The following is a 26,375-nucleotide window of genomic DNA, read 5'->3' as shown; positions in this document are numbered from 1 at the left end:
TAAAAATTGGTTGCGGGGGCCGGATTTGAACCGACGACCTTCGGGTTATGAGCCCGACGAGCTACCAGACTGCTCCACCCCGCGATGGTTTGAATTGTTTCGACATCCTCTATAATAAGCGAGACAGTTATAAAAAGCAACCATTTTCTTAATGTTTTTTCAAAAATGGAATCGGGAACAGATATAACAGCATAAACTATCAGAGAAAAGGGGCGCGACCGCCATGTCCAAATGGGGAAATCGATTCAAGAAATGGTTCTTTTCGGAGATCGAAGCCGAGATCACGTTTGACCCGGCAGCACTCATTCCGAAGCAGACCGTGACGGGTACGTTGCACGTCTCCAACCCGACAACGAATGTCGTTCGATTACAGGAACTCACCCTGACCTTCTTGACGACGTTCAAAGACATCACCATGGAAGGAAACGAGTTCAATCGAGAAGCTGATATTCAAGAAGTCCCGATTCCACTATCGCTTGTATTAGAGCCTGGAGCGAAAGAGGACGTTCCGTTTTCATTCGAGTTGACGATGTACGCACCCTCTTCTGCCGGCGCCCCGTATAGTATAGAGGCTACATTGTGGGACAAGGACATCAAACGAGTTTGGTTTGATGTAATCGAACACATCGAAATCGAACCGATGCCTGAACTGAAACGATTACTCGATGCGACCGCTCACGCTGGACTTGAGCCGATGTTCGTCCGAAACGTAATCGACCCGCTCGGGGAAGAACGTCCGTATCCATTCGTTGAAAAGTATGGATTCAAGCCGGTCGGAGAATGGGCCGATGAGTTCGAGGTCGTCAAATCGTTTTGGCGCTTACATGAAGACGGGATCGACCTCTACTACTGGCTCGACAACATCGAGACCCAGCGAACGCTCGAATCGATGGCGACCGACGTCGAATTGCGTCATCGTTCCCTCACCTGGGAGCAGCTCGAGCGCGAACAGGAACAGCTCGGTCTCGGCATTCAAGATACGTTACGCAGTCACCGCTCCTCGTGAGCGGTGATAACTTTTTAAGATGATGTGTAGCATTCGTTAATCGATCAAAAAGCTCCGAATAAGATTCTTTTCCATTCTCTTTTCCGGACTTTTTTACTATGTTTTTAGCTAGTTTTTTCTTTTCTAGTCATAATATAGTGATGCAAAATCGAAGCAATCACACCTATGATTGATCCTATAACAATCGATACTAGTAAAATCGAAAAAATTTCTTGAAAGGTAACGGGTAGTAATAGTTGAGTAGCCATCAATAAAAAGACGAGGGTTACACCCGCTATAATCCACAGTAACGGTTTTTCCAAAGTAAGGTACTCCCTTCTTTAATAATTTTACCGTGCTCATTTCTTCTAATTCTGAAGTGTAAAGTACATATCTTGGAATCGATAACTCGGAGAGAATCGCCTGAATCCATTCGTTGAAGAGTTTTGATTCAAATCGATTGAAAAATGTGCCGACGAGTTCGAGAGCGTCAAATCACTTTGGCGTTGAAGATACGCTACTCAGTCACCGTTCCTCGTGAGCGGTTTTTTCAATTTGAATTCCATCCTTACTCGTATTGACGATAGTTTGAAAGTGGTGGCGATACGGATGCATGAACAATTCATATTGCAGACGTCGCTCTACATGTGAAGCGTGTAAGTAGTCCAGCTCCATACCCCGTTCCTGAATATCACGATGCGAACGTCGCTTGAACTCAGTCTCCCCGTCTGTGTAGAGATAAATCGATTGATCAAAAGATGAAAGATCCAGGAATGCGACACTCATCCCTTCAATAATCGTGATTGGCTTCTCCGGATCAATCCATGTCCGCTCTAAATAGGGGACATCAATCGTATAAAACCCAATCCCTTCCCGAATCATACGGACATCTCGCTCGAGTGAGAGCAGATGATGTGCGGCCGGATGACACGCCGTCATCTTATACTGATGGGTCGTTCCATCGTGTTGATACGTGAGGATCGTTTGTTTCCGCAACTGTGAATCTGTAATATACGGGTCTGTGTGAAGCAGGTTTATATCACCGAGTCGTTCCCGTAATTTTTCTGCCAACGTCGATTTTCCGGCTGCCCCGTGTCCGGAGATAGCAATCAGCGTTCGTTGATCCGGTCTCACGCTTTGTACGATACCCTCAATCAGTTGTTCCATGATTCTCCCCCTTTTGGTAATTTTGTTGTTTCATAAAAACAAATACACGTCATTCATCCTCTATCCGTTTTCGAAGCCTGATTGCTGAAACAGTAAACATCACAAAGGCAATCAACGAAATCGAACTGACAATGATCAGAGTGGTCGATATGGGAGAACTAAAGAAAAATGGAATCGATAAAATCAATAGCGCCCCGGTGACTGCCATCCCTCTAATAAGAAATACCATCGTTTTACTCATTTTCTCTTCACTCTCCTTGAACTAAGCAAAAGAACCCTTACTATAAATATAATGACAGACAGCTCATCGTGTCAGGATGAGCTGTCTTCTTTTTTCTTCAGTCTCGTCAAGCTTCTGTTCTAACGTTTCCACTTGTCTCGTCATACGAGCAATCAGCTGACTGATTTCCTTATCCAGTCCGTTCACTTGATCTAAGGAATCATTGATTCGTCCATGCATCGTCCATTCTGAAAAAATATCATCCAAAAAGTAATCTGCGAACTGAATGAGTGAACCTCGATCGACATGCAACTCCTGAACAATCCCTTGCACGTCCGCTAATTCACGGGAGAAACGCTCTAACGCAGATTGTAATTCGTGCATCGTCTGCTCGGAAGCATCTAGCGCCTCATGTTTCATTGCTGTGGCAATCAAGCCACCCCCGAAGAACGTGTCATACGTCGACCACCCCTTCGCACTATCTAGATGTTTGAGTGTTTTTGCAATCGTTGATCGCGCCGCCTTACCGGCAACGATGGCTTCCCGATACTCGATAAGAAGTTCATTCGTTTCGGCTTGTTGATTCGTGAGATGGTGTAGGTCTCGGCGAATAGCTGGATCTTTCGCAAGATGGGATTCTTTTGTTTCTAAGAAGGTCTCCCACTCAGCGTCGATGCCCTCATAAACCTCGAGCTGTTCTTGTAATTCTCGATGTTCGAGCGTCAATTCGTCAATCATCGCCTCGTGTTCTCGTAATTTCAGTTCAGCGCGAGCAGCCTCTTCCATTTCGATTGTCCGTTGTTCATCAAACGTGCCTCGTAACTTTCGCCATGTGTTGACGAGCGAGAATTCTTCAAGGTCATACACATCACGTTGTTCTTTCGTGAATGTGTTGAGTAGTGCCTTCCGTACCGTCTCATGCTCGTTCAACTGTTTGTTTAGTATCTCTTGCTTACGAACAAGTCGATCACGCTCTGCGATACGCTGTTGTAAGTCTAATTGGGTCTGCTGAAAATTTCCCATTATGTTTCCCCTCTCTTTGTACTGATTAAAGTGTCGATTGGAACGCCATTTATCGTCATGCCTTCGACATCACATCCTGTCAACGTGACATTCGTCAGGTCACATTGATTAAATGTAGCACCTCTCAGATTCGAATGATGCATTTGAACAGTACGTCCATTCTCTTGCATCGTCACAAAATTGAATCGCGAGCCTGTCAAATTTAAATCACTGAACGTACTATTCCGGAAATTGATGTTCCGAAAAAGGCTTTGACTGAAATTACAGTTGCTCGCAGCAAGTGACGAGACATTACTATTTGTGACCGCCAAAAAACTCGCGTTTACCCCATACGCTTGCCAACCTTCACATGACTGTTCTTCAAAGCAATGCGTACTCGGTTTTGCTTTTGTTCGTTTGACGAAACATACCTCATCTTCTGACTCATATACGACTTGAAATCCTAATTGTTTATAAAAACGAATATTTCTTGTTTGATGTGTCGATGTTTCCAACTCCCAAATCCGTACATGCGGAGATTGAGCTTCTACGTATTGTATCAACGCTTTACCGATTCCTTGCCCTTGCCTATCAGGATGTACAAAAACACGATCGATTCGTGCATAGTCATCACCTGTGAGGGTTAAGACGATTGCCCCAACGATGTGTTTGTCCTGCTCAATGACATAGCATGTTAACTCTTCAATCATATATTGTGTCATCGCCTCGAGATCGTATCCCGGCGGTTCAACATTCAAATCTCTCTCAGACAATTGCAAAGAAAGTGCTTCTTGTTGAAAACTTGCAGTTGAAACTTTCGTAATCCCTGAAACATCTTTTAAAGTGGCTAATCGAATATACAAAACAATCCCCTCTTTCTCATACTTAGTACGAAAAAGAAGGGATAAAGTTTCAAAGAAACAAAAAACGACCGAGCGTATGCTCGGTCGTCCTGCGTTGTTGCCTGGCAACGTCCTATCCTCACAGGGGGAGATCCCCCAACTACTTTCGGCGCTGAGACGCTTAACTTCCGTGTTCGGCATGGGAACGGGTGTGGCCGTCTCGCTATCGCCACCAGACTCTACAGGGCTTGTTCCCTGAAAACTGAGGATTCATCAACACAAACCATAGACTAGATCAAAGCCTCGACCGATTAGTATCATTCAGCTCCACGTGTCGCCACGCTTCCACCCATGACCTATCTACCTCATCGTCTCTGAGGGGTCTTTCTTGATTGCTCAAAGGGAAATCTCATCTCGGAGGGGGCTTCATGCTTAGATGCTTTCAGCACTTATCCCGTCCGCACGCGCTCGACTTGCATGTATTAGGCACGCCGCCAGCGTTCGTCCTGAGCCAGGATCAAACTCTCCAAAGAATTTGATATAGCTCTTAAATTGACGAAGCTTGCGCTTCATTCAAAAATTGTAAAACTTTTTTTGCCTCATCGTTCAGTTTTCAAAGACCAAAAAAATAAATGGTCGGGAAGACAGGATTCGAACCTGCGACCCCTTGGTCCCAAACCAAGTGCTCTACCAAGCTGAGCTACTTCCCGTTAAAATGGTGCACCCTGAGAGATTCGAACTCCCGGCCTTTAGATTCGTAGTCTAACGCTCTATCCAGCTGAGCTAAGGGTGCATATGGTGCGGTCGAGAGGACTTGAACCTCCACGGTGTTAACCACCACTAGGCCCTCAACCTAGCGCGTCTACCGATTCCGCCACGACCGCAGCGTATAAAGTTAAAAAAGAAAATGGTGAGTCATGCAGGGCTCGAACCTGCGACCCTCTGATTAAAAGTCAGATGCTCTACCAACTGAGCTAATGACTCAAATAAAAAGCTGGGCTGGAAGGGATCGAACCTTCGCATGTCGGAATCAAAATCCGATGCCTTACCACTTGGCTACAGCCCAACGTAAATGGCGGTCTTGACGGGATTCGAACCCGCGATCTCCTGCGTGACAGGCAGGCATGTTAACCCCTACACCACAAGACCAGATTACGTTTTTATTTGAAATGGTGGAGGATGACGGGATCGAACCGCCGACCCCCTGCTTGTAAGGCAGGTGCTCTCCCAGCTGAGCTAATCCTCCATATATGGTGACCCGTACGGGATTCGAACCCGTGTTACCGCCGTGAAAGGGCGGTGTCTTAACCGCTTGACCAACGGGCCAGTGTATGTGTCTTCTAAGTAATTTTAAGTGGCGGAGACGGAGGGATTCGAACCCTCGCACCGGTTTCCCAGCCTACTCCCTTAGCAGGGGAGCCCCTTATAGCCTCTTGGGTACGTCTCCAAAATAAAATGGCTCCGCAAGTAGGATTTGAACCTACGACCTACCGGTTAACAGCCGGTTGCTCTACCACTGAGCTATTGCGGAACGTTGCTTGAAATTATCGAAGTAACGATTTATATTGTAACCGCAAACCAGAAACCTGTCAATCACTTTCTTAGAAAAACGTTTATTTCGCGTGCCGTCTCTCGGCGACTTCTATAAGATATCACGGCACAAAAAGACCGTCAACACTTTTTCTAAAAAAAATCAGGTAAAATGAAAAACATTTTACCTGATTCGAGTTTCTTCTTATTTAACGCTCGGTGCAAGCATCGTTAAACTAATCCGTCCACGATTCACATCGACTTGTTCGATCCACACGGTCACGATGTCACCAACCGCCACGACATCTAATGGATGCTTCACGTATCGATTCGATAATTTCGAAATGTGGACTAAACCATCCTGTTTCACCCCAATGTCAACGAACGCGCCAAAATCAATGACGTTTCGAACGGTTCCTTGGAATTCCATACCTACTTGAAGGTCTTCGAGACTCATGACGTCCGTGCGTAGTAATGGTTTCTGGATATCTTCTCGCGGGTCACGCCCTGGTTTAGCTAATGACTTCAAAATGTCTTCAACTGTCGGAAGCCCCGCCTCTAGTTCTTCACTCAAGGCTTTAGCGTCGACTTGTTGCAATCGTTCTCGAAGCGCAGCCGTACCGACCTCTGATTTTGAAGATCCGATCTCTTTTAAAATGGATAACGCGAGCGGATAGCTTTCCGGGTGAATCTCTGTCTGGTCGAGAACGTCCTTCCCGTTCATGATCCGTAAGAATCCAGCCGCCTGCTCAAACGCCTTCGCTCCAAGACGAGGTACTTTCTTAATTTCCTTTCTCGTTTCAAAGCGTCCATTCTCTTCACGATATGCCACAATATTTTTCGCCGTCGTTTTATTGAGTCCTGAGACGTACGTCAATAAAGACTCGGAAGCACGGTTCACATCGATTCCGACCATGTTGACCACGCTCTCGACGACGAACTCTAAGGAGGCTTTCAGTTTATTCTGGCTGACGTCATGCTGATATTGTCCGACACCGACTGATTGCGGGTCGACTTTGACAAGTTCCGCCATCGCATCTTGAATTCGACGTGCAATCGAAACGGCTGACCGTTCCTCAACTTTCAAATCCGGGAATTCACTTCGTGCGACTTCCGATGCCGAGTAGACACTTGCCCCCGCTTCGTTCACAATCGCGTAAGCAATATCGCGTTCCGCTTTCTTCAACCAGTCGGCGACGAATTGTTCCGTCTCCCGTGAGGCGGTTCCGTTTCCGACGACGATAACCGAGATTGGATATTTCTTCGCGAGTCTCGTCAGTACTTTTTCAGCGCCGGCGATATCATGTTTCGGTGCCGTCGGATAGAAGACACCGACCTCTTCGACTTTTCCGATTTCATTGACGACTGCCCATTTACAACCAGTTCGATAAGCCGGGTCGATCCCTAAGACGACGACCTCGCGAAGGGGCGGCTGCATATAGAGTTGTTTCAAGTTTTTCGAGAAGACATCGATCGCCTGCTCTTCTGCTTTTTCCGTCAACTCCCCACGAATCTCCCGTTCGATAGCCGGGAAGACCGACTTCTTGTACGCCTCCGTCACAGCCGTCTCGACAACCTCACGTTTTTCTTTCGGAAGTCGTTCATATGTACGGAGGGCTTGATCCATGAAACGCGTCTCGTCGAACACTACTTTCACCTGGAGCACGTCCGTACGTTCCCCACGGTTCAAGGCGAGTACACGGTGTGGGACAATGCCAGCAATCTTCTCTTCATATTCATAATACTGCGCAAAAATCTCTTTTTCGTCTTCCGCTTGTTTTTTCTTCTTCGAGCGCAAAAGTCCTTCTTTGCGTACGCGGTCACGAAGCATCTGGCGCAGTTTCGCTTCCTCTCCCCATTCTTCACCGATGATGGCATGGACGAGCGGCAACGCTTCCTCTACCTCGACGTCTTGAGCGAGTTCTTTTACCTTGTCTGAAGAATAGGGTGATTTGTCCCGGAACCAATCCGCAAGCGGCTGCAGTCCTTTCTCGCGTCCCTGTTCTGCTTTCGTACGTCGTTTTGGACGATACGGCAAATAAATGTCTTCTACTTGTTGAAGCGTAGTCGCCGCCTCTAACGCTCTAGATAATTCAGGCGTGGATTTTTCCAACTCTTCTAATTTAGCAATGACATCCGCCTTGCGTTTTTGTAGACTCTCTTCATATTGAAGAGCATCCAAGATTCCTTTGATTTCAACTTCGTCCAAATTTCCCGTCATTTCCTTCCGATACCGGGCCATGAACGGAATCGTCGCCCCTTCAGATGCGAGCTGCTGAACCGTCTCGACTTGGTTCACTTTCAAGTTTAACGCGTTAGCCACTTTCGTAATCACTTGAATCACTTCCTTTTTTGATCTCTTTCAAAGTGTAGCAAACATTCAAACAAAAAAGCGATGACTCGATTAGTCATCGCTTGAGAATACTTCATTGAGTGGAACCTTGATGGCTTCACGCAGCTTTTCGAGTGCTCGCCGTTGCAAACGGGAGACATGCATCTGCGAGATTCCAAGAAGTTCTCCTGTTTCTTTTTGACTCATATTCTTATAGTAAGCGCATTCCAAGATGGCGCGTTCACGCTCGTTTAAGACATTGAATGCCTTTTCTAGAATGAGGCGCTGGTCGACCGATTCATACCCGCGCTCTTGGCTACCGACCAAGTCGAGTAATGTGACCGTACTACCTTCGTTATCCGCTTCGATTGAACTATCAACCGACAAGGCTTGATAACTTTTGCCCATCTCGAGCGTTTCGAGAATTTCTTCATCGGACACGCCAAGGTGGTCGGCAATCTCATCGATTCGTGGCGAACGTTGTAATTCGGTCGTCAACTCTTCGACCGTCTTTTTAATCTTTGGTCCGAGTTCTTTGATTCGACGCGGTACGTGGACACTCCACGTCTTGTCACGAATAAATCGTTTGATTTCCCCGATGATGGTCGGGACAGCAAACGACTCGAAGCTACGACCAAATTCCGGGTCAAATCGACGAAGTGCCGCCAGTAACCCAATCATCCCAACTTGCACAAGATCGTCGTGAATCGCACGGCCACGCGAGAATTTACGCGCGAGTGCTTCAACGAGGTCAGAATAGCGGTTGATGAGGAGCATTTGCACTTCTTCGTTTTGATCGTCTTGTTGATAGCGTTCAATCCACTCTAGTACCTCGTCATCACTGTGATGGCGTTGTTGAGATTTTGCTGGCACTCTGATCCACCTCGTCCCTATTGAGGAGTTTTGTCATCGTCACTTTGACACCGCTGTCTTTATTGATCGAGACATCGTCCATTAATGCTTCGATCAAGAAGAGACCAAGTCCTCCTTCATGGAGCGATTCAATTTCGGTCGTTTCTTCGACCGGAGCGGCTTGACGCTTCACATCATCTGCGAACGTCTTGCCGGAATCCTCAATCGTGATTTCAAGACGATCTGCATAGACGCCGCAAGCGAGTTTGACCTCTCCATCTTGATGATCGTCATAAGCATGTTGGACAGCGTTGCCACATGCTTCTGAGACCGCGATTTTAATATCCTCGATCTCGTCGTACGTATATCCCATACGGTTAGCGATTCCTGAAACGACTAATCGAACCACACCGACATATTCGGGTTTGGCCGGGAACGTCATGACCGTCTGTTCAACATTGTTCATTGCGTGCCACCTCTTACGTTCGAATTAATAGAAAGAAGTTTGTGAAGACCCGTCAATTCGAATAGACGATTGACTCGGTCTGTGACTCCGACAAGTGACAACTCTTTTTCGTTACGCGTGGCAATTTTCAATGCCCCGACGAACACTCCAAGACCTGTCGAATCCATATACTCCACTTCGTCTAAATGAACGACCACATCTTGTTCACTGATGGCCGGATGCAATACTTCTTTCAATTTTGGTGCAGTATATGTATCCACTTCTCCGGATACGTAAAGGTGTAATTGTTCTCCAATGACTTGCTCGCGAATCGCTAAATCCATCGTCTATTCCCTCCTAAATGTCCGTACAGAAAAATTGAGTACGATTAACTTAAATTCCCCTCTGACAAAATCTTAAACCACTTTTTTAAAAAAAGTTTAAAAAAAGACCGATACCTATGTACCAGTCTTATCTATGTAAGGCTAGAGAGGGATCAATCCCATACTGATCTCTAGCGCTCTGTCCACTTTATGCATCGTCTCATCATCGAGATGAGTGACTTTATCCGTCAGACGACGCTTATCAATCGTTCGAATCTGTTCAAGCAAAATCACAGAGTCTCGTTCGAGTCCATGCTTCTCTTGATATACTTCCACATGAGTCGGCAGTTTTGCTTTTTGAATCTGAGCTGTAATCGCAGCGACAATGACGGTCGGGCTAAAGCGATTGCCGATGTCGTTCTGTACGATCAGAACGGGTCGAACGCCACCTTGCTCTGAGCCGACTACGGGCGACAGATTCGCATAAAACACGTCACCACGCTTTACGATCACGCTGCTCACACCCCACTTACTTGACGTAAGAGAGCGTGTTCGGCTTCGGTTTCAATCATTAGCATCTCTTCTGCCATATTCAAGTTAAACGCGGCCATCTCTTGATAGCCTTTCGCCAATTCTTCACGCAGTGTTTGTTGTCGATCAGCAATTTCTTTAGACAAGTATGTCACTACATCGTTCAAGGACAGTGTTTCACGGTCTTTCATCGAAATCGGACCCCCTTGTTGCGAGAACCGATCTGGGACGGACGCTAGCGCACCCGCAGTTCGCTGCTTCAACATCTTACACCTCCAGAATCGTTTCATGGACTGGCGGAAATTCTCCCGCGTTCTTTATCAATATAACACGCGGGAATGGGAAAATATAGAGAAATCGAGAAAGAATTCAGATAATTTCACACGATTTATGATTCACACATAAAGACGTGGCAATCGGCTCGTGAATTGGCAAACGATCTCATAGTTGATCGTCCCAAGATATGAGGCGAGTTCATCAATGGCGACGTTTCCACCGACAAGGGTCACGTCCGTCCCGACCGGAAACTCTTTTGGAAGCCGGATCATGAAACGGTCCATACAGACGCGTCCCACAATCGGACAACGAATCCCATTGACCTCCACTTCAAACCCGCTCGCCTTTCGTAACCACCCGTCCGCATATCCGACTGGAACGGTACCAATCCATTCATCGGCTGACGTTGTATACGTCGCACCGTAACTGATGGTCTGACCTGCCTCTAGCCGCTTCACCTGCATGAGCTGACTTTTTAGCGTGAAGGCCGGGCGCAGGAACGAATAGAACGTCTCCATCTCATGTGACGGATATAACCCATAGAGCGCGATGCCGACACGAACCAGATTATAAGAAACATCTTGTCCGGCCATTCGGATCGCACCGGCCGAGTTCGACGTATGGATATAGCGGAACCGCTCGTGGAGCCCATCCATCAAACGCTCGAACCGCTCTTGCTGTGTATAATACAGATCGCTGTCGAGCTCATCCGCCGTTGCGAAGTGGGTGTAGATCCCTTCCACCACAAACGAATCGGTCGCTTCTTCAAGTAAGGCATCTAACTGTTCACGGGTTCGCAACCCGAGACGCCCCATTCCGGTATCGACTTTTATATGAACCGTTAACGGCTTTTCTTCTATATAAGGAGCAGCCTCTTGTAACCATTCAGCAGAAAAAACAGACAACGTGATTCCTTGTGCTGCCGCCACTCCGGCATATTCAGGGAATTGCGCTTCCATGACGAGAATCGGTGCTTCGATTCCCGCATCGCGGAGTTCGAGCGCTTCCTCGAGTAACGCGACCCCGAGCATCGTCGCTCCGTTCTCAAGGGCAATTTTCGCCACTTCGACGGCCCCGTGTCCGTAGGCGTTCGCTTTGACGACTGCCATGAGGTCCTGCGGAATTCGTTTCGTTAATTCTTTTATATTATGGGCGATGGACGCCCGATCAATCTCGATTCGACTAGGACGAAACATGGTGTCCCTCCTCTTCTAAGATGACTTGTGCGATGGCGTATGTTTGACTATGGCTGATGCTGACATGAATCTTCCCCGTAAACGGTGCGGTCATGACAGGTCGACCCGTCTCATCCGGTAAAATTTCAATATGACGCCACGATAACCCGTGTGCGATGCCAGTCCCGATTGCTTTGGCGTAAGCTTCTTTTGCAGCAAAGCGACCCGAGACAAACTCGATTTGACGCGGGAGCGGATACTGTTGAGACAATTCATATTCCGCATCGGTGAGCAGCCGTTTTAAAAAACGTGGTTGTTTCATCGAGCGAGCCATCCGATCAAGCTCGACGATATCGACTCCAATTCCTACAATCACGGGACACTCGCTCCTTTCCTTTTCTCCCCGTTTCCTTATACAATTGAGGAAAGAGGTGATGTTATGTTTAGTCGTACGGAAAATGTTCAAACGTTTGTACGGGCATATCCACTCGTAACGCTGTTCATTGTAATCCAACTCCTTGTGTTTGTCATCGATTCTTTCGCACCTGGTTTACGAATCGTGGCGACGGGAGGGTCGTTCCATTTGGCACTCGCGGACGGACAATGGTACCGCTTGGTCACGGCCAACTTCATTCATTTGAGTCTCGGTCACTTGCTGTTCAACTCGTTCGCACTGATCATCTTCGGACCAGCGATGGAACGAATGGTCGGACACGTGAAATTTGCCTTGTTTTATGTATTCGCTGGAGCGCTCGCCAACCTGCTCACGTATTTCACTGTCAGCAACTTGTTTTATCTACAGGCCGGGGCGTCAGGCGCCATCTTGGCCATTCTCGGATTCTACGTATTCATCGGTCGTTTCCGTCGCACGTTGATGTACAGCCAAGATGCCCGCTTGGTCTACATCTTCGTCGCCATCAGTGCCGTTTTCACATTGATTGGTTCGAACGTTTCCCTTTGGGGACATGTGTACGGGTTCTTGGCCGGATTCTTACTTGCCATCCCACTCTCACGTTTCACCGTCCCGTATACGCGCCCGATGCGCTACGGGAAGTATAAGCAACGTTCGTACACGCCCCCTGTCATTCATTCCGGGGATGGAAAGTGGTTTTTCTACATCATTATCGGACTGGCCGTCTTTGGATTATTGGCAAGGTTCTTATAACGAAAAGGGTGACACGTGGCGTGTCACCCTTTGTTGTTACGTTAACAATGTCAGCATCAGTGCTTTTTGTGCATGTAAACGATTCTCGGCTTGATCGAATACCCATGACTGTGGTCCATCGATCACCTCAGCCGTCACTTCTTCCCCGCGATGCGCCGGTAAACAGTGAAGGAAGATGGCGTCGGGGTTCGCAAGTGCCATCAACTCTTCATTCACTTGAAAACCGTTAAACTTCATCAGCCGCTCCTCTGCTTCTCCCTCCTGCCCCATGCTTGCAAAGACGTCAGTATAGACAATATCTGCCTCATTCGCAGCAGGCGATGGGTTTTCGAACAACGCGATGCTTCCTCCGGTTGATTCAGCAAACTTCTTCGCTTTCTCATACATGCCTTGATCAACGGTGTATCCGTTTGGTGAGGCGATGCGGATATGCATCCCACTCAGTGCCCCACCGATCATAAGCGAATGTGCCATATTATTGCCGTCTCCGATATACGTCAACACTTTTCCGGCACGACTCCCGAACCGCTCTTCAATCGTCAATAAATCCGCGAGCACTTGGCACGGATGATGCAAGTCCGTCAATCCATTGATGATTGGGATTGACCCGTGTTGTGCCAACGTCTCCACCGTTTCATGCGCATACGTCCGAATCATGAGTGCGTCCACATACCGACTCATCACTTGAATCGTATCCGTCAACGGTTCACCACGCCCGATTTGCAAATCTTGACCGCTGAGAAAGAGTGGGTATCCACCTAATTCGACGACCCCGACTTCAAATGACATACGCGTCCGTGTCGATGCCTTTTCAAATAGCAATGCGACTTTCTTCCCTGTCAGCGCCGTTGCATAAGATTGAGGTGAACGTTTCACTTCGTGTGCCAATTGCATCAACGAATCGAGCGTATCCGGTGTCAATTCCTCCATCGTTAAAAAATGTTGTATCGTCTTCACTGTCATTTGGCTACTCCCTCTCTCATTTGAATGGATTGCAAAGACTGAACCGGATTGCCGGTCCGTGACTGACTCATCTGATAATACTGAGCTAACTGTTTGGACGAAATGATATGCACCCCATGGCGAACGGCGATTTCACGTGTTGCTCGTTCGTCAGCCGCATCCGAGAACAATACGGCGACATCTTGAAAATCAATGACGTCTGCGAGTGGTGTATTTCCGACGTGTTCAAAACCTTTCCCGAATACGATTTGCGGACGATTCATCACCCGTGTTGTCACCGCATCATACGTAAAGCGCTCCGGCACATATGAATGTGAACTGAATTGAAGTGTCTCGCCTGTCGAACGCATGACCGGACCTGTCATCGGGTCTACGCCTGGCAGTTTGACGTTCGAGAAGATTGGAGTCTTTACCGCATAGTTTGTCAATCTCGAGGGATGTGTCGGAACGAAATCGTTCAATGCGAGACCGTACGCCGCGTAGGTCGCCCATTCGATTAACGGTTCACCCGTCACTTTGCTGACAATCGGCACGGTCCGCGACGCACGTGGATTGATTTCAAGGACGTAGATTGTGTCTTCCTTCAATACGAACTGAATGTTCAGAGCTCCCTTATAATCGAGCGCCCGTCCGATTCGTTTCGCAATCGACTCCACTTTCCCTTGAATCGAGGGACTCGTCTCGACCGGTGGCAAGATCATCGTCGAGTCTCCGGAATGAACACCCGCTGCTTCGATTTGTTCTAGGACGACGGGCACATATACCGTTTCCCCGTCCGTTACACAATCCACTTCAAGCTCACGCCCTGCGACATATTGGTCGACTAGCGTTGGATAGGTAAGGTTCGGTAACACCTCTGCTAACTGTTCCTCTGAATGAATGAGTAACATGCCCTTTCCTCCAATCACGTAGGACGGGCGCAAGATACATGGATAGCCTAACTGTTGGATGGCTTCCTGCAACTGCGTCGGGGAAGTGACTTCTTCACCCGGGATGTGTTCGACTTCAATCGAATCAAGGAATTGATAGAAACGTTCCCGGTCTTCCATTTGGTCGATGGTGTCTGCGGATGCACCGAGCAAGTGATACCCCGCCGCTTCTAAATCATGAGCGAGGGCAATACCCGTCTGTCCACCGAACTGGATTAAGACATCGCGGCACCCTTCCGCTTCTAACACGTGCATGACATCTTCACTCGTCAGCGGTTCGACATACAGTTTGTCTGCAATCGAGAAGTCCGTCGATACGGTCTCCGGGTTGTTGTTGATCATGATCGTTTCGATGCCAAGTTTTTGAAGTGCCCAGACCGCATGAACCGAACTGTAATCGAACTCGATGCCCTGTCCGATTCGAATCGGACCTGCCCCAATGATGGCCACCTTCCGTTTTTCACTCGGCTTCACTTCGGACGTCCCGTGCCATGAACCGTAAAAATACGGGGTCTTGCTTTCGAACTCGGCCGCACACGTATCAATCATCTGATATACCGGTTGAATCGAGGCCGCCTCTCGGAACACCTTGATCTCCTCGGTTTGCATGTGCATCACGGCGGCAATTTGCGCGTCCGTGAACCCAAGTCGCTTCGCTTGAAGCAACTGGACCGGATTCGTCAAATCTTCCTTCGTCATCTGAATGAGTCGTTTTAACATGTGAATGAAGTGAGGGGTGATGCCCGTAATCTGCTGTAATGCATCGGCCGACATCAACTCACGGTCGAGCAAGGCGATACAAGCGTGCAATCGACGATCGGTCGGCGCCTCGACTTCGCCCATCAATACGTCGACTGTGGCTCCCTGCATCCACTTCGGATAAAGCGGTGCCTGTTCGATTCCGGCACCACGCCATGCCTTCTGTAACGCTTCTTCTAACGTTTTTCCCATCGCCATACTCTCACCGGTCGCCTTCATCTGTGGTCCGAGTGCGCGTTCTGTTTCCGCGAACAAGTCGAACGGGAAACAGGGTACTTTCGCCGTAATGTAATCAAGTGCCGGTTCAAAGCTCGCCATCGTATTCGTTGTGACTGGATTGATACAGTGATCTAACGGTTCACCCAAAGCGAGACGTGTCGCAATTTTGGCAATCGGATAACCGGTCGCCTTTGACGCAAGGGCCGAGCTCCGAGAGACACGAGGATTGACTTCAATCACGTAGTACTCTGATTGCGTCGGATGAACTGCGAACTGAATGTTACATCCACCAATCACACCAAGTTCGGATACAATTCGAAACGCAGCGCTCCGTAACGTCTGATGCATTTGGTCCGATAAGGTTTGTGCCGGGGCGAACACGACGGAGTCCCCCGTATGCACACCGACCGGATCGATATTTTCCATGTTGCAGACGATGATGCACGTTCCGAGCGCGTCACGCATGACCTCATATTCAAATTCTTTATAGCCAGCGATGCTCTTCTCGACCAAACATTGTGAGATCGGGCTTGCCTCAAGACCCCGACGCGCCATCGTGTACGCCTCATCCTCCGTCATCGCAATCCCACCGCCGGTCCCACCGAGCGTGAACGCCGGACGGACGATGAGCGGAACACCGGTCGTCTCAATGAAAGCTGTCAGTTCTTCAATCGTCTCAATCGTCGTCGATGTCGGGATCGGCTCGTTCAACAGCTCCATCTTTTGTTTGAACCGCTCACGGTCTTCCCCGTCACGAATCGTGTCGAGTGATGTACCGAGCAGTTCGATTCCATATTGGGTCAACACGCCAGCTTCCTCGAGATCAAGAGCCAAGTTCAACGCCGTCTGTCCCCCGACCGTCGCAAGGACGTGCGTCGGACGTTCTTTTTCAATGATCTCGGTCGCTTTTTGAACGGTCATCGCCTCAATATACGTCGCGTCCGCCATTCCTGGGTCCGTCATGATTGTGGCAGGATTGGAGTTCAATAAGACGACTTCACAACCGGCTTCACGAAGCTCCTGGCACGCCTGCGTTCCGGAATAATCAAACTCTGCGGCCTGCCCAATCACGATGGGTCCCGATCCGATAACGAGTACTTTTTTATGCATACACGTTCACTCCTTGCTGAATCATTTCATCAAAACGGTCGAAGACGGACTGCGCGTCCGTTGGTCCGGGACTCGCCTCCGGATGGAACTGTGTCGTGAAAATGGATGCATTCGGATGAATCAACCCTTCCACCGAGTGATCGTTCACGTTCTCATAAAGCAGTTCAAGCGGGCTCTGTTCGATACTCATACGCGCGACCACATAACCGTGATTTTGCGACGTCATCCATACTTCGTTCGTCTTGACGTTTCGGACCGGGTGATTCGAGCCACGATGTCCGTATGTTTGCTTTTCAATCTTGCAACAGAACGCGAGCGCGAGCAGTTGATGCCCCATACAAATCCCGAGGGTCGGATACGATAACGCCAATTCCCGGATGACTTCAATCTGCCCGATGTGGTCTCGCGGGTCCCCGGGCCCGTTCGATACTAAAATCCCATCCGGTCGCAATGCCTCGACGACCTCTTTTGACGTCTGGTACGGAACACTCGTCACACGATACCCACGTTTCACCATTTCACCAATCATCGACGCCTTCACCCCGAAGTCGAGACAGACGATATGCCCTTTCTCTCCGTTCCCTTCCTGAACGATAGACGTTGTTGTGACGCGCTCTGTTAGATGACGAAGATCTGGAACTTCCAACGTTTCATGTATGTCCGCTGCCATCATTCCAAACTGATCGCCTTCATCACGCAACACATGAACGAGTGCACGCACATCGACTTGTGACAGAACCGGAATCCCTTCCTGCTCTAACCAATCCTTTAAGTCAGACTGATCCCCAGAATCGGCAAGTGATTGCACGAGGACGCCGGCCACTTGAATGCGAGCACTTTCGCTCCCGTCTGATTCCAGTCCATATTGTCCGATCAGCGGATAAGTGAACGCGATGATCTGTCCAGCATATGACGGGTCGGTCAACACTTCTTGATAGCCCGTCATCCCGGTGAAGAACACGACTTCACCACTTGCGTGTCGCGCACTCGTCTCCCATGTTCCTGTAAAGTACTTCCCGTTCATTAAGCTGATGCTTCCGTTCATACGACGCCCTCCTTCTGTAAGATTTGTTCAAGTTTCGTCAATGCTTCATCAATCTCCGATTTCGTGACCAGTAGTGAAGGCAGGAAGCGGATGACGTGCGGCCCCGCCATGACGACCAATAAACCCGCCTCTGCCAATTCTGTGACACAGTCTGCTACCGGTTCTGTCGAGACAAGCCCAATCATCAGCCCAAGTCCTCTCACTTCGACGAAACGTTCTCCATCCACGAAGCGACTGAGTCCTTCTTTCAAATAATCTCCCATGTCTGTGACATGCTTAAGAGACTCGGGTGTGAAGAGGACATCGAGTGTCGCTTCTGCCGCAGCCATCGCCACTGGATTTCCACCGAAGGTCGAACCGTGACTCCCAGGACCAAAGACCGTCGCCGCTTCCGCCGTCGTCAATATTGCGCCGACCGGAATGCCACTCCCCAATCCTTTCGCTAACGTGATGATATGAGGACGGAGCGGTGTTTGTTCGTATGCGAAACGTGTCCCTGTACGCGCGATGCCGGTCTGCACTTCATCGACGACGATTTTGACATCGTATTTGTCAGCTGCTTCCTGTAAGGCCTGCAACCACAGGGGATCCGCGACGACCACACCGCCTTCACCTTGTACGATCTCGAGCCAAACAGCAGATGTCTCATCATCGATCCAGTCAAGAGCCTCCATATCGTTGAACGGTGCATGAATAAAGTCACTCACCATCGGTCCAAATCCATGTTTCACCTTCTCTTGACCAGTCGCCCCGAGCATAGCGAATGTACGTCCATGAAACGACTGCGTGAATGTGATGATTTTTGTTTTCTGCGTCCACTTTCGGACTAACTTAAAGGCCGCCTCATTCGCTTCTGTCCCACTGTTACAAAAGAAGGCATGCGTCAGATGTGTTCCTTCCGTCAACTTTTCAGCGACACGTTGCTGACCAGGTATCAAATAGAGGTTGGATGTATGCCACACCCGGTTCAATTGTTCTTCAATTTTCTGCTGCACGTATGGATGACGATGTCCCGTCCCACATACGGCAATGCCCATCACAAAGTCTAAGTACGTCTTTTCTGAAACATCCGTCACGTACGACCCGCTCGCCTGCGCGATCTCAATCGTTCGTTTCCCGTATGTCGGTAACAGCGAATTCATAGTTCCCCTCCCATAATCTTGTCCCTGCGAGCGTCGCGTCACGACCATCTCGGATGCGGGCACTTTTGACCCCTCCTGCCACTGCTGCCAATAGCGCCTCTACTTTCGGCACCATCCCTCCATCAATTTCTCCAGATGCGATGGCTTCTCGAATGTCCCGTTCAGTTAGCGTCGTCTGAAATTCACCGTGTATGCGAATACCGTTCACATCGGTCAATAGTTCCAATTCATCCGCTTGTAACGAAACGGCAAGTGCCACCGCACAATCATCGCCATTACAGTTCAGCGGTCCTTCCGCGCCGGCAATCACCGATGTCACAACCGGAACATGTCCGGAATCCATCAGCCGTTCGAACACGTCATTTCGAATCGAAATCACCTCACCGACTTTCCCAAGTCCATTCAGAGGTTGACCGAAAATCGCACTCCCGTCGACCCCCGATAAACCAAACGCATTGAGGTCATATCGAGCCAATGTCGACACGACGTTCGTCTGCATTTCTCCTGCCAACACACGCCAAGCCCCGATCAACACCTCATCTGTCGTCACGCGACGTCCGGCCAAGAACAACGGTTCAATTTGTTGAGACATGCAATAAGCCGATAGTTTCGGCCCACCTCCATGTACGAGGAGCAGATCATTTCCTTCTTCCATCCATCCTCGCCACTCTTCAAAGTACGAAGGTGTCATCGACTCCCAGACACTGCCCCCAAGTTTGATGACTTTCCGTTTCTTCATGTCCGGTAACTCGCATTGATTTTGACGTAGTCGTAGGTTAAGTCACATCCGTATGCCTGACCGAACCCTTCCCCGCCATGCAAGTCGACTGTGATGGTGACGACGTCCCGACTCATCTCTTCGGTCGCATACGCCTCATCAAACCAGACAGGCGTACTGTCCTTTAAAACAAGTTGACTCCCGATTTGAATATCGATCGCCTCCACGTTCACAGGGAACGGGACGGCGCCGATTGCGGCAATGATTCGTCCCCAGTTGGCATCCTGTCCATATACCGCTGTCTTCACCAGGGAGGACCCGACGATTTGCTTGGCAATCGTTCTGGCTTGTTGGTCGGATGTTGCGCCACTGACATTCACTTCTATGAGTTTCGTCGCTCCTTCCCCATCTTTTGCAATCGCTTTGGCAAGCTCTAAACATACATCTGTCAAAGCCTGTTGGAACGCGATGTGTGCGGAAGTCCCCTCTTTGATTTCTTCCATTTCTACTGCCCCGCTCGCCATGACGAGGACCATATCGTTTGTCGAGCTGTCCCCGTCCACCGTGATGTTATTGAACGAGGCGTCGACGCTTTTCTTTAATGTCTGCTGCAACAGTTCCGGTGCGATGACCGCATCTGTCGTCACAAACCCGAGCATCGTTGCCATATTCGGGTGAATCATCCCCGACCCTTTGGCGACGCCTGAGATCGTCACGGTCGCTTCCCCTTCTTTGTAATGGACACTAGTTTGTTTCGTCCCGGTATCTGTCGTCAAAATGGCTTCAGCGAACGATTGTCCATCTTTCCATGTCTTGGACGGTTGCAGATGACCAATCCCGTTTATGAGCGGGACCATCGGAAGCGGTTGACCGATGACGCCCGTTGAAGCGATGGCCACTTCTTCCGGTTTTACACCTATATGTTTTGCCGTCATGTCGCGCATCGTGTAGGCGTCCTTTAGCCCTTGTTCACCTGTACAGGCGTTCGCGTTCCCGCTATTGATTAACACGGCTCGAAGATAGCTGTTTGTTTCGGCTAATGACGCTTTTGTCACTTGAATCGGTGCGGCTTGAAAGTGGTTTGTCGTGTAGACGGCCGCCGCGCTCGCTAGTCGTTCACAAACGAGCAGCGCCAAATCTTTCCGTTTTCGTTTTAGTCCCGCATGAATGCCGCACGCTTGAAATCCTTTCGGTGATACGATGCCCGATTTTTGGGTCGCCATGATGTCGATCATGCTCCATCCTCCTAAATGTATTGTGGTTGACTGAATAGTCCGAGCGTCTCATCGAATCCGAATCGAACGTTCGCATTTTGAAGGGCTTGCCCGGCCGCCCCTTTTTGCATATTGTCGATGACCGATACGATAGTCAGTCGATGCGTCCGTTCTTCTTTGTACACCCAGAGGTCGCAGTAATTCGAACCGACCGTCGATTTGATTTCCGGCTCTCCCCGCTGCACGCGAATGAACGGTTCATCCATATATGCGGCTTGAAGACGCTTCACCCATTCATCCTCTGACACGTCATCGTTCGGTAGAACCGTGATTGTCGCCATGATCCCGCGATTAATCGGCAGCAAGTGGGTCGACATCGAGACTGTCGCTTCTGCGCCACCCATGTGGTACAGGGTCTGTTCGATTTCAGGGATGTGCTGATGCGAATGAATCTTATATAACTGCACATTCTCATTCGATTTGGCATGATGGGTCTTCTCACTCAATCCTTTGCCAGCGCCCGTGATGCCGGAGCAGGCCGAAACCACGATGTGTGCCGGGTCGATCCAATCGTGCTGAACGAACGGCAATAACGCGAGTGAGACAGCGGTCGCATAACAACCCGGATTCGAAATCCATTTCGCTTTCGTCAACAACTCTCGATTCCACTCGGTCAATCCATAGACAGCTTCTCGTTGAATCGTTTCGGTCACAGGCGGCTTCCCGTACCATGTTTCATACAAGCCGGATGGTAATCGTAAGTCCCCACTCAAATCGATGACCACTCCAGGAAAAGATGCTAACTGTCGAATATAGTCAGCAGACACGCCGCTCGGAGTCGCAAGGAATACCACATCAATCCCAGCTAGGGCGTCTGCTTGAAACGGTTCAAGTATTTTTGGATCCGCTTGTAACCACGGATATAGTTCCGACAAGGTCATCCCGGCGCTCGAGTCGCTGATTGCTTTTTCTAAACGGATAGTCGGATGTTGCTCGATCAGTTTTAACAATTCCAAACCGGCATAACCTGTTACGCCGACGATGCCACACGTAATCATCTCTCTACCTCCTCAGAAGAATAAAATGATTGAACCATATGCATATTTATTCTGTCAATTGAATTTTTATTCATACGTGATAGAACGTTCCCTTTTTTATTGGTGTATGAGGGTTTTGGCAAATAAAAAAAAGTCCGATGCGCATGCACCGGACCTGTGATTAGATTTGATTTTTATGACGAGCCTCTTGAAGCGCATCGACTAAGTCTTTCACGTCTTCGACGAGGTTTTGAATCGTATCTTGGTTTTCTTCGTAAAGCGATTTCCATTCCATGACACGGTCTTTCAAGTTGCCTTTCGATGACGCTTGTAGACCGACCGCATGTGCCTCAGTCGACGTGTTCGATGATTTCAACTTCGACTTGATGCCTTTCAGTTGTCTCACTTGTTGATCGCGCGTTTCGCTATGGAGAAGTGATGCTGCTGCGCCGATTACCGCACCCGCAGCCATCCCCAACCAGAAATAATTCTTGTTCATAAAAATCCTCCCCTAACATGACGTTATCTTTTATTATAGATTATCTGACTCACTGACGACATAGTGTTTTATGACGGGACCTGCACCGCGCTGTTCGACCGCTCGCTTCAAGCGGTCTTCAAGGATTGCATAGTCTGCCGTATCACGAAAGTGTTTCCCACCAGACGTGAACTGAATAAAGACGACGGCATGATTATCATCCGGGTCGACACCTAATCGGTATGCCGAAAACCCATCATGACTGACACCGAGTGGCGCCTTTTCCGTCAACAAGTGGTGAAACAACAGGGAGCGGGCATTCTCATCTGCCGGAACGTTCGCGTATAAAATGTTCCCTTTTTTCACGAATTCGCCCGACGCCTCTTCAATCTCAAACACTTTACCGCTCTTGAACGGAGACTTCTCTCCTTCTGCGAGCAAAATCGTTTCGTGTCCATTCGCCGCGATGACGCCTGGCTCCTTTCGAAGACGCTCCGCCACGCTGCCTGACGCAAAAGTCATATAGAGCTTAGACAAATTCCTCACACCCTTTCGCGAGTGTGATGTCTTTCTCCGTAATGCCCCCTTCGTCATGGGTCGATACGGTCAATGTCACGTTCCGATATTCAATCAAGATGTTCGGATGATGATCGAGCGATTCAGCCAAATCTGCTACAAGATGCACGAACTGAATGGCCTCCGGAAATGTTTCCAGCCGATACGTCTTTTGAATCTCCCCGTTCACTTCTTCCCAACCGTTCAACCGTGACAGTTCCTCTGTCAATTCACTTTGCGATAATACCATCGTCACAATCCCCTTTCCCTATACAGTCTACTGTCTTAATCTACCCAAACCGAAGAAAAATAATCTTCCGTGCATGATGTATAATGAATTAGAATGAGATGGATAGCCATCATTTTCATTACGAGAGAGGAGCATCTCCCATGCGCGCATTGATTGTTATTGATTATACATTTGATTTTATCGCAGACAGTGGTCGTTTGACTTGTGGGAAACCCGGGCAAGAGATTGAAGAACGGATCGTCGAATTGATCGGGACATTCGCAACGGATGACTATGTCGTCATCGCGAACGACGTCCATGATGCAGGTGACACGTTCCACCCTGAAACGACGTTGTTCCCACCGCACAATATCCGCGGGACAGAGGGTCGTGAGTTGTACGGTTCTGTGAAGGAAGCTGCGAAACAGGCAGACCACTGGATTGATAAGACACGTTATAGTGCCTTTGCCGGAACTGACCTTGACCTGCGTCTTCGGGAACGCGGAATCACAGAAGTTCATCTCGTCGGTGTCTGCACGGATATTTGTGTACTCCATACAGCCGTAGATGCCTACAACCTCGGTTATCAAATCGTCGTCCATGCCGATGCCGTTCAAAGCTTCAACCCGGTCGGCCATGAATGGGCGCTCGAACATTTCGTCACAACACTCGGTGCGACAGTCGTCGGAAAGTGACGTAAAACAGAAAGGAAATCATATGTTACATCGTAATTTAGCCCTTCACACAGATCTTTACCTTCCACGTTGGATGTATATTTACTGGAAGCAAGGTCGCCATAATGAAAAGGTCGTCTTCGACCTTTACTATCGCTCGAATCCATTTAGTGGTGGTTATGTCGTCTTCGCCGGACTCGAGAATATCGTTCACTACTTAGAGAACGTCTCCTTTACGGAGGCGGACATCACCTATTTGAAAGAGCAACTCGGATTCGAAGATGAATTCGAAGACGTCTTACGGAACTTTAAGTTCACTGGTTCACTATATAGTGTTCGCGAAGGAGAAGTCATCTTCCCACATGAACAAGTCGTTCGGATTGAATCGACCATCTTTGAAGCGAAACTGTTCCAAACGGCGCTACTCAATATCGCGAACCATGAATCACTCATCGCCACGAAGTATGCCCGGATTCGTCAGGCTGCTCCGAACGAGACACTCCTTGAAGGAGGAGCTCGTCGCGCGCAAGGTGTCGATGCGGCTTACTACGGAACACGTGCGGCTTACATCGCTGGTTTTGATGTGACAAGTCTCGTGTCAGCCGGTCGTGACTTTGATGTCCCGACAGGAGGAACGATGGAGCATGCTGATATTCAGTTCCATGATGATGAATTGAGCGCATTCCGTTCATTCGCTGAAATGTATCCGGACAACACGAGCCTTCTCATCGACACGTATGACACACTCAAGTCTGGTCTGCCAAATGCGATTACGGTCGCAAAAGAACTCGAGGCGAATGGCCATCGTCTCAAGTCAGTACGACTCGACTCTGGAGACCTCGCCTACTTGTCGAAGCGTGCCCGGAAAGCGTTGAATGAAGCAGGGCTCGACTACGTCAAAATCGTCGTCTCTGGGGATTTGGATGAGTATGTCATCCAGGACTTACGGATGCAAGGCGCAGAGGCCGATACGTTCCTCGTTGGGACACGTGGCATCACGGCTTACGAGCAGCCGGCACTCGGTATGGTCTATAAACTCGTCGCGCGTGAGGATGAATCCGGGGAATTAAAACCGGTCATCAAAGTATCTTCTTCCAAGGTGAAGACGACGACTCCTCACAAGAAAGAGTTGTATCGCATCATCGACAACGAAACGAAAAAGTTCAAAGGCGACTATATCGCCCTCGCCGATGAACCGGTCGAATCTTACACCGAGATCGACTTGATTGACGTTCGTGACCCGGCCTTCAAGATCAAGACACGTAACTTCAACGTGAAACGCTTGTTGCAACCAATCTTCCTTGATGGGAAACGCGTATACGACCTTCCAAGCACAAGTGAGATTCGTGCATATCATCACGAGCAGATGAACGGATTGTGGGAAGAGTACAAGCGTCTCCGTTTACCGGAAGTGTATTCGGTGACGTTCAGCAAGTCGCTATGGGATTTAAAACTCGATATGATTCGCAAAACGCGGGTACCAAAATAAAAAAACGGCTGTGGGTGCATACCCACAGCCGTTTTTTTTATACCATTGTCATCTCGCCTGCTTGGCTTTGATCTTCTTTTCTCCGAAAGTAAAGCGCCATCGACAAAGAGAGCAATATCAAGACAAAATAGACGGTCCGTTGCCAAAACGTCGCTTCGGTGTCTCCTTGGAACAACGCAATGATATAATCGCTCCCACTGACTAAAAACAATCCGGCAAGCAAGAGAAAGATCCGATAGCCGGCCCGACTCCGCTCCCGTTTCACTTTGAAGAAAAGGACACCATAATAGACGATTGCGAGAATCGTCACATACCCGATTACGCCAACAACCCAACTCATCTTGATGCCTCCCTCACTCTCTATTTTTCTGTTTCTTCCCCGTTATCTTAACACATTCTATTCCTCAGACTGTGTTAAGATGGTCTAAAGAAAACGCGGAAAGGAACGATCCTATGAAAACGTTTCGCCTCGTCCAAGTCCGACTCGTCCAAGACGAATACGGCAATGAACTGAATTTACCGATCGATTTACTCGATGGTTTAATCATCTCGAAGGAGCACGATTCAGAATGGCTCCTCGAAATGCTCGTGCCGACCGAGTCGGCTGTCACGCTCCATCATTACTTAAACAAACGCATCCTCATCCTCGCTGAAGCCGTCATCACGTCGCCAACGAACGCCCCGGCTGCACTCGCTTTGACGTTCACGAGCGAGAGGGCCTTGAACGACCATCATACGTTCGTCGCTGAAGGACTCATGTTGATGCCGAAACAAGACGCGACGAAGCAAGTACTCGATTCGTTGATTCAAGATGGCGTCGCCACATCGAATTTAAAGCCCGCCTTCTTCGAGAAAAAAGTCGAAATGCAACAATCGTTCAGTCGCTCCGCTTTCAATCAATTGGTTAAAACCGGGTCATTTGAATAATCGGATGACCTGTTTTTCTTTCCCCAAAACCATTCACCTTTC

Annotated in this window: 27 protein-coding genes, 11 tRNA genes, 1 rRNA gene and 1 other annotated feature; of the genes, 5 read left to right on the top strand and 34 right to left on the bottom strand. The window is 48.9% G+C overall.

Annotated features, from left to right (window positions below; all coding sequences use genetic code 11):
- Nucleotides 1-7: 7 nt before the first annotated feature.
- Nucleotides 8-84: transfer RNA gene (locus tag GVY43_RS13025), tRNA-Met, on the bottom strand.
- Nucleotides 85-223: 139 nt separating this feature from the next.
- Between GVY43_RS13025 and GVY43_RS13020 the strand changes: the two genes are divergently transcribed.
- Nucleotides 224-1,006, top strand: a complete 783-nt coding sequence (locus GVY43_RS13020) for a sporulation protein (RefSeq protein ID WP_159563387.1) — start codon at nucleotides 224-226, stop codon at nucleotides 1,004-1,006.
- Between the two features lie 504 nt (nucleotides 1,007-1,510).
- Here the strand turns inward: GVY43_RS13020 and GVY43_RS13015 are convergent.
- The 22 genes from GVY43_RS13015 to acpS form a co-directional block, all read right to left on the bottom strand.
- Nucleotides 1,511-2,152, bottom strand: a complete 642-nt coding sequence (locus GVY43_RS13015) for a uridine kinase (protein WP_074034841.1) — start codon at nucleotides 2,150-2,152, stop codon at nucleotides 1,511-1,513.
- Between the two features lie 304 nt (nucleotides 2,153-2,456).
- Entirely contained in the window at nucleotides 2,457-3,395 is a 939-nt protein-coding gene (locus GVY43_RS13010) for a hypothetical protein (RefSeq protein ID WP_159563386.1), read from the bottom strand.
- Entirely contained in the window at nucleotides 3,395-4,237 is an 843-nt protein-coding gene (locus GVY43_RS13005) for a GNAT family N-acetyltransferase (RefSeq protein ID WP_159563385.1), read from the bottom strand. The genes GVY43_RS13010 and GVY43_RS13005 overlap by 1 nt, the downstream gene beginning before the upstream one ends.
- A gap of 99 nt (nucleotides 4,238-4,336) precedes the next feature.
- Nucleotides 4,337-4,453 (bottom strand): 5S ribosomal RNA (gene rrf / locus GVY43_RS13000).
- A 66-nt stretch (nucleotides 4,454-4,519) separates the two neighbouring features.
- Nucleotides 4,520-4,755, bottom strand: a sequence feature (23S ribosomal RNA rRNA prediction is too short).
- Nucleotides 4,756-4,849: 94 nt separating this feature from the next.
- A tRNA-Pro gene (locus tag GVY43_RS12995) sits at nucleotides 4,850-4,926 on the bottom strand.
- A gap of 6 nt (nucleotides 4,927-4,932) precedes the next feature.
- A tRNA-Arg gene (locus tag GVY43_RS12990) sits at nucleotides 4,933-5,009 on the bottom strand.
- Nucleotides 5,010-5,012: 3 nt separating this feature from the next.
- Nucleotides 5,013-5,100, bottom strand: a tRNA-Leu gene (locus tag GVY43_RS12985).
- Nucleotides 5,101-5,124: 24 nt separating this feature from the next.
- Nucleotides 5,125-5,200: transfer RNA gene (locus tag GVY43_RS12980), tRNA-Lys, on the bottom strand.
- 10 nt (nucleotides 5,201-5,210) lie between these two features.
- A tRNA-Gln gene (locus GVY43_RS12975) sits at nucleotides 5,211-5,282 on the bottom strand.
- 7 nt (nucleotides 5,283-5,289) lie between these two features.
- Nucleotides 5,290-5,365 (bottom strand) — tRNA-Asp (locus tag GVY43_RS12970).
- A 21-nt stretch (nucleotides 5,366-5,386) separates the two neighbouring features.
- A tRNA-Val gene (locus GVY43_RS12965) sits at nucleotides 5,387-5,462 on the bottom strand.
- A gap of 5 nt (nucleotides 5,463-5,467) precedes the next feature.
- A tRNA-Glu gene (locus GVY43_RS12960) sits at nucleotides 5,468-5,542 on the bottom strand.
- Between the two features lie 29 nt (nucleotides 5,543-5,571).
- Nucleotides 5,572-5,663 (bottom strand) — tRNA-Ser (locus tag GVY43_RS12955).
- A gap of 9 nt (nucleotides 5,664-5,672) precedes the next feature.
- Nucleotides 5,673-5,747: transfer RNA gene (locus GVY43_RS12950), tRNA-Asn, on the bottom strand.
- Nucleotides 5,748-5,951: 204 nt separating this feature from the next.
- Nucleotides 5,952-8,081, bottom strand: a complete 2,130-nt coding sequence (locus GVY43_RS12945) for a Tex family protein (protein ID WP_159563384.1) — start codon at nucleotides 8,079-8,081, stop codon at nucleotides 5,952-5,954.
- A gap of 69 nt (nucleotides 8,082-8,150) precedes the next feature.
- Entirely contained in the window at nucleotides 8,151-8,951 is an 801-nt protein-coding gene (gene sigB / locus GVY43_RS12940; protein WP_015880560.1) for an RNA polymerase sigma factor SigB, read from the bottom strand.
- A complete protein-coding gene (gene rsbW / locus GVY43_RS12935) occupies nucleotides 8,917-9,396 on the bottom strand; it encodes an anti-sigma B factor RsbW (protein ID WP_074034849.1) in 480 nt (159 codons plus the stop codon). The genes sigB and rsbW overlap by 35 nt, the downstream gene beginning before the upstream one ends.
- Nucleotides 9,393-9,719: an STAS domain-containing protein gene (locus GVY43_RS12930; protein ID WP_015880558.1), complete on the bottom strand. Its 327-nt coding sequence runs from the start codon at nucleotides 9,717-9,719 to the stop codon at nucleotides 9,393-9,395. Before GVY43_RS12930 ends, rsbW begins: the two co-directional genes overlap by 4 nt.
- 141 nt (nucleotides 9,720-9,860) lie before the next feature.
- A complete protein-coding gene (locus tag GVY43_RS12925; RefSeq protein ID WP_026824472.1) occupies nucleotides 9,861-10,211 on the bottom strand; it encodes a type II toxin-antitoxin system PemK/MazF family toxin in 351 nt (116 codons plus the stop codon).
- Nucleotides 10,212-10,216: 5 nt separating this feature from the next.
- A complete protein-coding gene (locus tag GVY43_RS12920; protein ID WP_074034853.1) occupies nucleotides 10,217-10,495 on the bottom strand; it encodes a hypothetical protein in 279 nt (92 codons plus the stop codon).
- A 129-nt stretch (nucleotides 10,496-10,624) separates the two neighbouring features.
- Entirely contained in the window at nucleotides 10,625-11,701 is a 1,077-nt protein-coding gene (alr, locus tag GVY43_RS12915) for an alanine racemase (RefSeq protein WP_159563383.1), read from the bottom strand.
- Complete coding sequence (gene acpS / locus GVY43_RS12910) at nucleotides 11,688-12,056, bottom strand: holo-ACP synthase (protein WP_074034857.1); 369 nt, start codon at nucleotides 12,054-12,056, stop codon at nucleotides 11,688-11,690. The genes alr and acpS overlap by 14 nt, the downstream gene beginning before the upstream one ends.
- A gap of 63 nt (nucleotides 12,057-12,119) precedes the next feature.
- Between acpS and GVY43_RS12905 the strand changes: the two genes are divergently transcribed.
- A complete protein-coding gene (locus GVY43_RS12905; RefSeq protein WP_074034859.1) occupies nucleotides 12,120-12,845 on the top strand; it encodes a rhomboid family intramembrane serine protease in 726 nt (241 codons plus the stop codon).
- Between the two features lie 36 nt (nucleotides 12,846-12,881).
- Here the strand turns inward: GVY43_RS12905 and argF are convergent, their stop codons facing one another.
- The 10 genes from argF to GVY43_RS12855 form a co-directional block, all read right to left on the bottom strand.
- Nucleotides 12,882-13,808 carry an ornithine carbamoyltransferase gene (gene argF / locus GVY43_RS12900; protein ID WP_159563382.1) on the bottom strand — a complete coding sequence of 309 codons (927 nt, stop codon included), beginning with the start codon at nucleotides 13,806-13,808 and terminating at the stop codon, nucleotides 12,882-12,884.
- Nucleotides 13,805-16,825 carry a carbamoyl-phosphate synthase (glutamine-hydrolyzing) large subunit gene (carB, locus tag GVY43_RS12895; protein ID WP_159563381.1) on the bottom strand — a complete coding sequence of 1,007 codons (3,021 nt, stop codon included), beginning with the start codon at nucleotides 16,823-16,825 and terminating at the stop codon, nucleotides 13,805-13,807. Before carB ends, argF begins: the two co-directional genes overlap by 4 nt.
- Nucleotides 16,818-17,870, bottom strand: a complete 1,053-nt coding sequence (locus GVY43_RS12890; protein WP_159563380.1) for a carbamoyl phosphate synthase small subunit — start codon at nucleotides 17,868-17,870, stop codon at nucleotides 16,818-16,820. Before GVY43_RS12890 ends, carB begins: the two co-directional genes overlap by 8 nt.
- Complete coding sequence (locus GVY43_RS12885; protein ID WP_159563379.1) at nucleotides 17,867-19,012, bottom strand: acetylornithine transaminase; 1,146 nt, start codon at nucleotides 19,010-19,012, stop codon at nucleotides 17,867-17,869. Before GVY43_RS12885 ends, GVY43_RS12890 begins: the two co-directional genes overlap by 4 nt.
- Nucleotides 18,972-19,751, bottom strand: coding sequence for an acetylglutamate kinase (gene argB, locus GVY43_RS12880; RefSeq protein ID WP_159563378.1), 780 nt, complete (start codon nucleotides 19,749-19,751; stop codon nucleotides 18,972-18,974). Before argB ends, GVY43_RS12885 begins: the two co-directional genes overlap by 41 nt.
- Nucleotides 19,748-20,965, bottom strand: a complete 1,218-nt coding sequence (gene argJ, locus GVY43_RS12875) for a bifunctional glutamate N-acetyltransferase/amino-acid acetyltransferase ArgJ (RefSeq protein ID WP_159563377.1) — start codon at nucleotides 20,963-20,965, stop codon at nucleotides 19,748-19,750. The genes argB and argJ overlap by 4 nt, the downstream gene beginning before the upstream one ends.
- Nucleotides 20,966-20,976: 11 nt before the next feature.
- Nucleotides 20,977-22,002, bottom strand: a complete 1,026-nt coding sequence (argC, locus tag GVY43_RS12870) for an N-acetyl-gamma-glutamyl-phosphate reductase (protein ID WP_159563376.1) — start codon at nucleotides 22,000-22,002, stop codon at nucleotides 20,977-20,979.
- A 160-nt stretch (nucleotides 22,003-22,162) separates the two neighbouring features.
- Nucleotides 22,163-22,480, bottom strand: coding sequence for a hypothetical protein (locus tag GVY43_RS12865; protein ID WP_015880545.1), 318 nt, complete (start codon nucleotides 22,478-22,480; stop codon nucleotides 22,163-22,165).
- A 33-nt stretch (nucleotides 22,481-22,513) separates the two neighbouring features.
- Nucleotides 22,514-22,996 carry a hypothetical protein gene (locus tag GVY43_RS12860; protein WP_230235411.1) on the bottom strand — a complete coding sequence of 161 codons (483 nt, stop codon included), beginning with the start codon at nucleotides 22,994-22,996 and terminating at the stop codon, nucleotides 22,514-22,516.
- The gene (locus GVY43_RS12855) at nucleotides 22,989-23,264 is read right to left on the bottom strand and encodes a 4a-hydroxytetrahydrobiopterin dehydratase (RefSeq protein WP_159563375.1); all 276 of its coding nucleotides are present in this window, start codon (nucleotides 23,262-23,264) and stop codon (nucleotides 22,989-22,991) included. Before GVY43_RS12855 ends, GVY43_RS12860 begins: the two co-directional genes overlap by 8 nt.
- 140 nt (nucleotides 23,265-23,404) lie before the next feature.
- Here GVY43_RS12855 and GVY43_RS12850 point away from each other — a divergent pair, with 140 nt between their 5' ends.
- Together GVY43_RS12850 and GVY43_RS12845 are read left to right on the top strand one after the other, a co-directional pair.
- Entirely contained in the window at nucleotides 23,405-23,938 is a 534-nt protein-coding gene (locus GVY43_RS12850) for a cysteine hydrolase family protein (protein WP_074034877.1), read from the top strand.
- A 22-nt stretch (nucleotides 23,939-23,960) separates the two neighbouring features.
- On the top strand, nucleotides 23,961-25,406 hold the full coding sequence (locus GVY43_RS12845) for a nicotinate phosphoribosyltransferase (RefSeq protein WP_159563374.1): 1,446 nt from the start codon (nucleotides 23,961-23,963) through the stop codon (nucleotides 25,404-25,406).
- Nucleotides 25,407-25,443: 37 nt separating this feature from the next.
- Here the strand turns inward: GVY43_RS12845 and GVY43_RS12840 are convergent, their stop codons facing one another.
- Nucleotides 25,444-25,746 carry a 7TM diverse intracellular signaling domain-containing protein gene (locus tag GVY43_RS12840; protein WP_031424443.1) on the bottom strand — a complete coding sequence of 101 codons (303 nt, stop codon included), beginning with the start codon at nucleotides 25,744-25,746 and terminating at the stop codon, nucleotides 25,444-25,446.
- Nucleotides 25,747-25,859: 113 nt separating this feature from the next.
- Between GVY43_RS12840 and GVY43_RS12835 the strand changes: the two genes are divergently transcribed.
- On the top strand, nucleotides 25,860-26,333 hold the full coding sequence (locus tag GVY43_RS12835) for a YwpF-like family protein (protein WP_031424441.1): 474 nt from the start codon (nucleotides 25,860-25,862) through the stop codon (nucleotides 26,331-26,333).
- The last annotated feature ends 42 nt before the right edge of the window (nucleotides 26,334-26,375 follow it).

The organism is Exiguobacterium sp. 8H, assembly GCF_902506255.1.
Lineage (GTDB): Bacteria > Bacillota > Bacilli > Exiguobacteriales > Exiguobacteriaceae > Exiguobacterium > Exiguobacterium profundum.
Note: the sequence above shows the minus strand (reverse complement) of the source record. Positions and strands in the feature narration are given on the sequence as shown.

Coding starts and splice junctions, on each gene's coding strand:
- GVY43_RS13020 (WP_159563387.1), top strand. CDS start 224: ATGTCCAAATGGGGAAATCGATTCAAGAAATGGTTCTTTTCGGAGATC.
- GVY43_RS13015 (WP_074034841.1), bottom strand. CDS start 2,152: ATGGAACAACTGATTGAGGGTATCGTACAAAGCGTGAGACCGGATCAA.
- GVY43_RS13010 (WP_159563386.1), bottom strand. CDS start 3,395: ATGGGAAATTTTCAGCAGACCCAATTAGACTTACAACAGCGTATCGCA.
- rsbW (WP_074034849.1), bottom strand. CDS start 9,396: ATGAACAATGTTGAACAGACGGTCATGACGTTCCCGGCCAAACCCGAA.
- GVY43_RS12930 (WP_015880558.1), bottom strand. CDS start 9,719: ATGGATTTAGCGATTCGCGAGCAAGTCATTGGAGAACAATTACACCTT.
- GVY43_RS12920 (WP_074034853.1), bottom strand. CDS start 10,495: ATGTTGAAGCAGCGAACTGCGGGTGCGCTAGCGTCCGTCCCAGATCGG.
- alr (WP_159563383.1), bottom strand. CDS start 11,701: ATGTTTCGTCCTAGTCGAATCGAGATTGATCGGGCGTCCATCGCCCAT.
- GVY43_RS12905 (WP_074034859.1), top strand. CDS start 12,120: ATGTTTAGTCGTACGGAAAATGTTCAAACGTTTGTACGGGCATATCCA.
- argF (WP_159563382.1), bottom strand. CDS start 13,808: ATGACAGTGAAGACGATACAACATTTTTTAACGATGGAGGAATTGACA.
- carB (WP_159563381.1), bottom strand. CDS start 16,825: ATGCATAAAAAAGTACTCGTTATCGGATCGGGACCCATCGTGATTGGG.
- GVY43_RS12890 (WP_159563380.1), bottom strand. CDS start 17,870: ATGAACGGAAGCATCAGCTTAATGAACGGGAAGTACTTTACAGGAACA.
- GVY43_RS12885 (WP_159563379.1), bottom strand. CDS start 19,012: ATGAATTCGCTGTTACCGACATACGGGAAACGAACGATTGAGATCGCG.
- argB (WP_159563378.1), bottom strand. CDS start 19,751: ATGAAGAAACGGAAAGTCATCAAACTTGGGGGCAGTGTCTGGGAGTCG.
- argJ (WP_159563377.1), bottom strand. CDS start 20,965: ATGATCGACATCATGGCGACCCAAAAATCGGGCATCGTATCACCGAAA.
- argC (WP_159563376.1), bottom strand. CDS start 22,002: ATGATTACGTGTGGCATCGTCGGCGTAACAGGTTATGCCGGTTTGGAA.
- GVY43_RS12865 (WP_015880545.1), bottom strand. CDS start 22,480: ATGAACAAGAATTATTTCTGGTTGGGGATGGCTGCGGGTGCGGTAATC.
- GVY43_RS12855 (WP_159563375.1), bottom strand. CDS start 23,264: ATGGTATTATCGCAAAGTGAATTGACAGAGGAACTGTCACGGTTGAAC.
- GVY43_RS12850 (WP_074034877.1), top strand. CDS start 23,405: ATGCGCGCATTGATTGTTATTGATTATACATTTGATTTTATCGCAGAC.
- GVY43_RS12845 (WP_159563374.1), top strand. CDS start 23,961: ATGTTACATCGTAATTTAGCCCTTCACACAGATCTTTACCTTCCACGT.
- GVY43_RS12840 (WP_031424443.1), bottom strand. CDS start 25,746: ATGAGTTGGGTTGTTGGCGTAATCGGGTATGTGACGATTCTCGCAATC.
- GVY43_RS12835 (WP_031424441.1), top strand. CDS start 25,860: ATGAAAACGTTTCGCCTCGTCCAAGTCCGACTCGTCCAAGACGAATAC.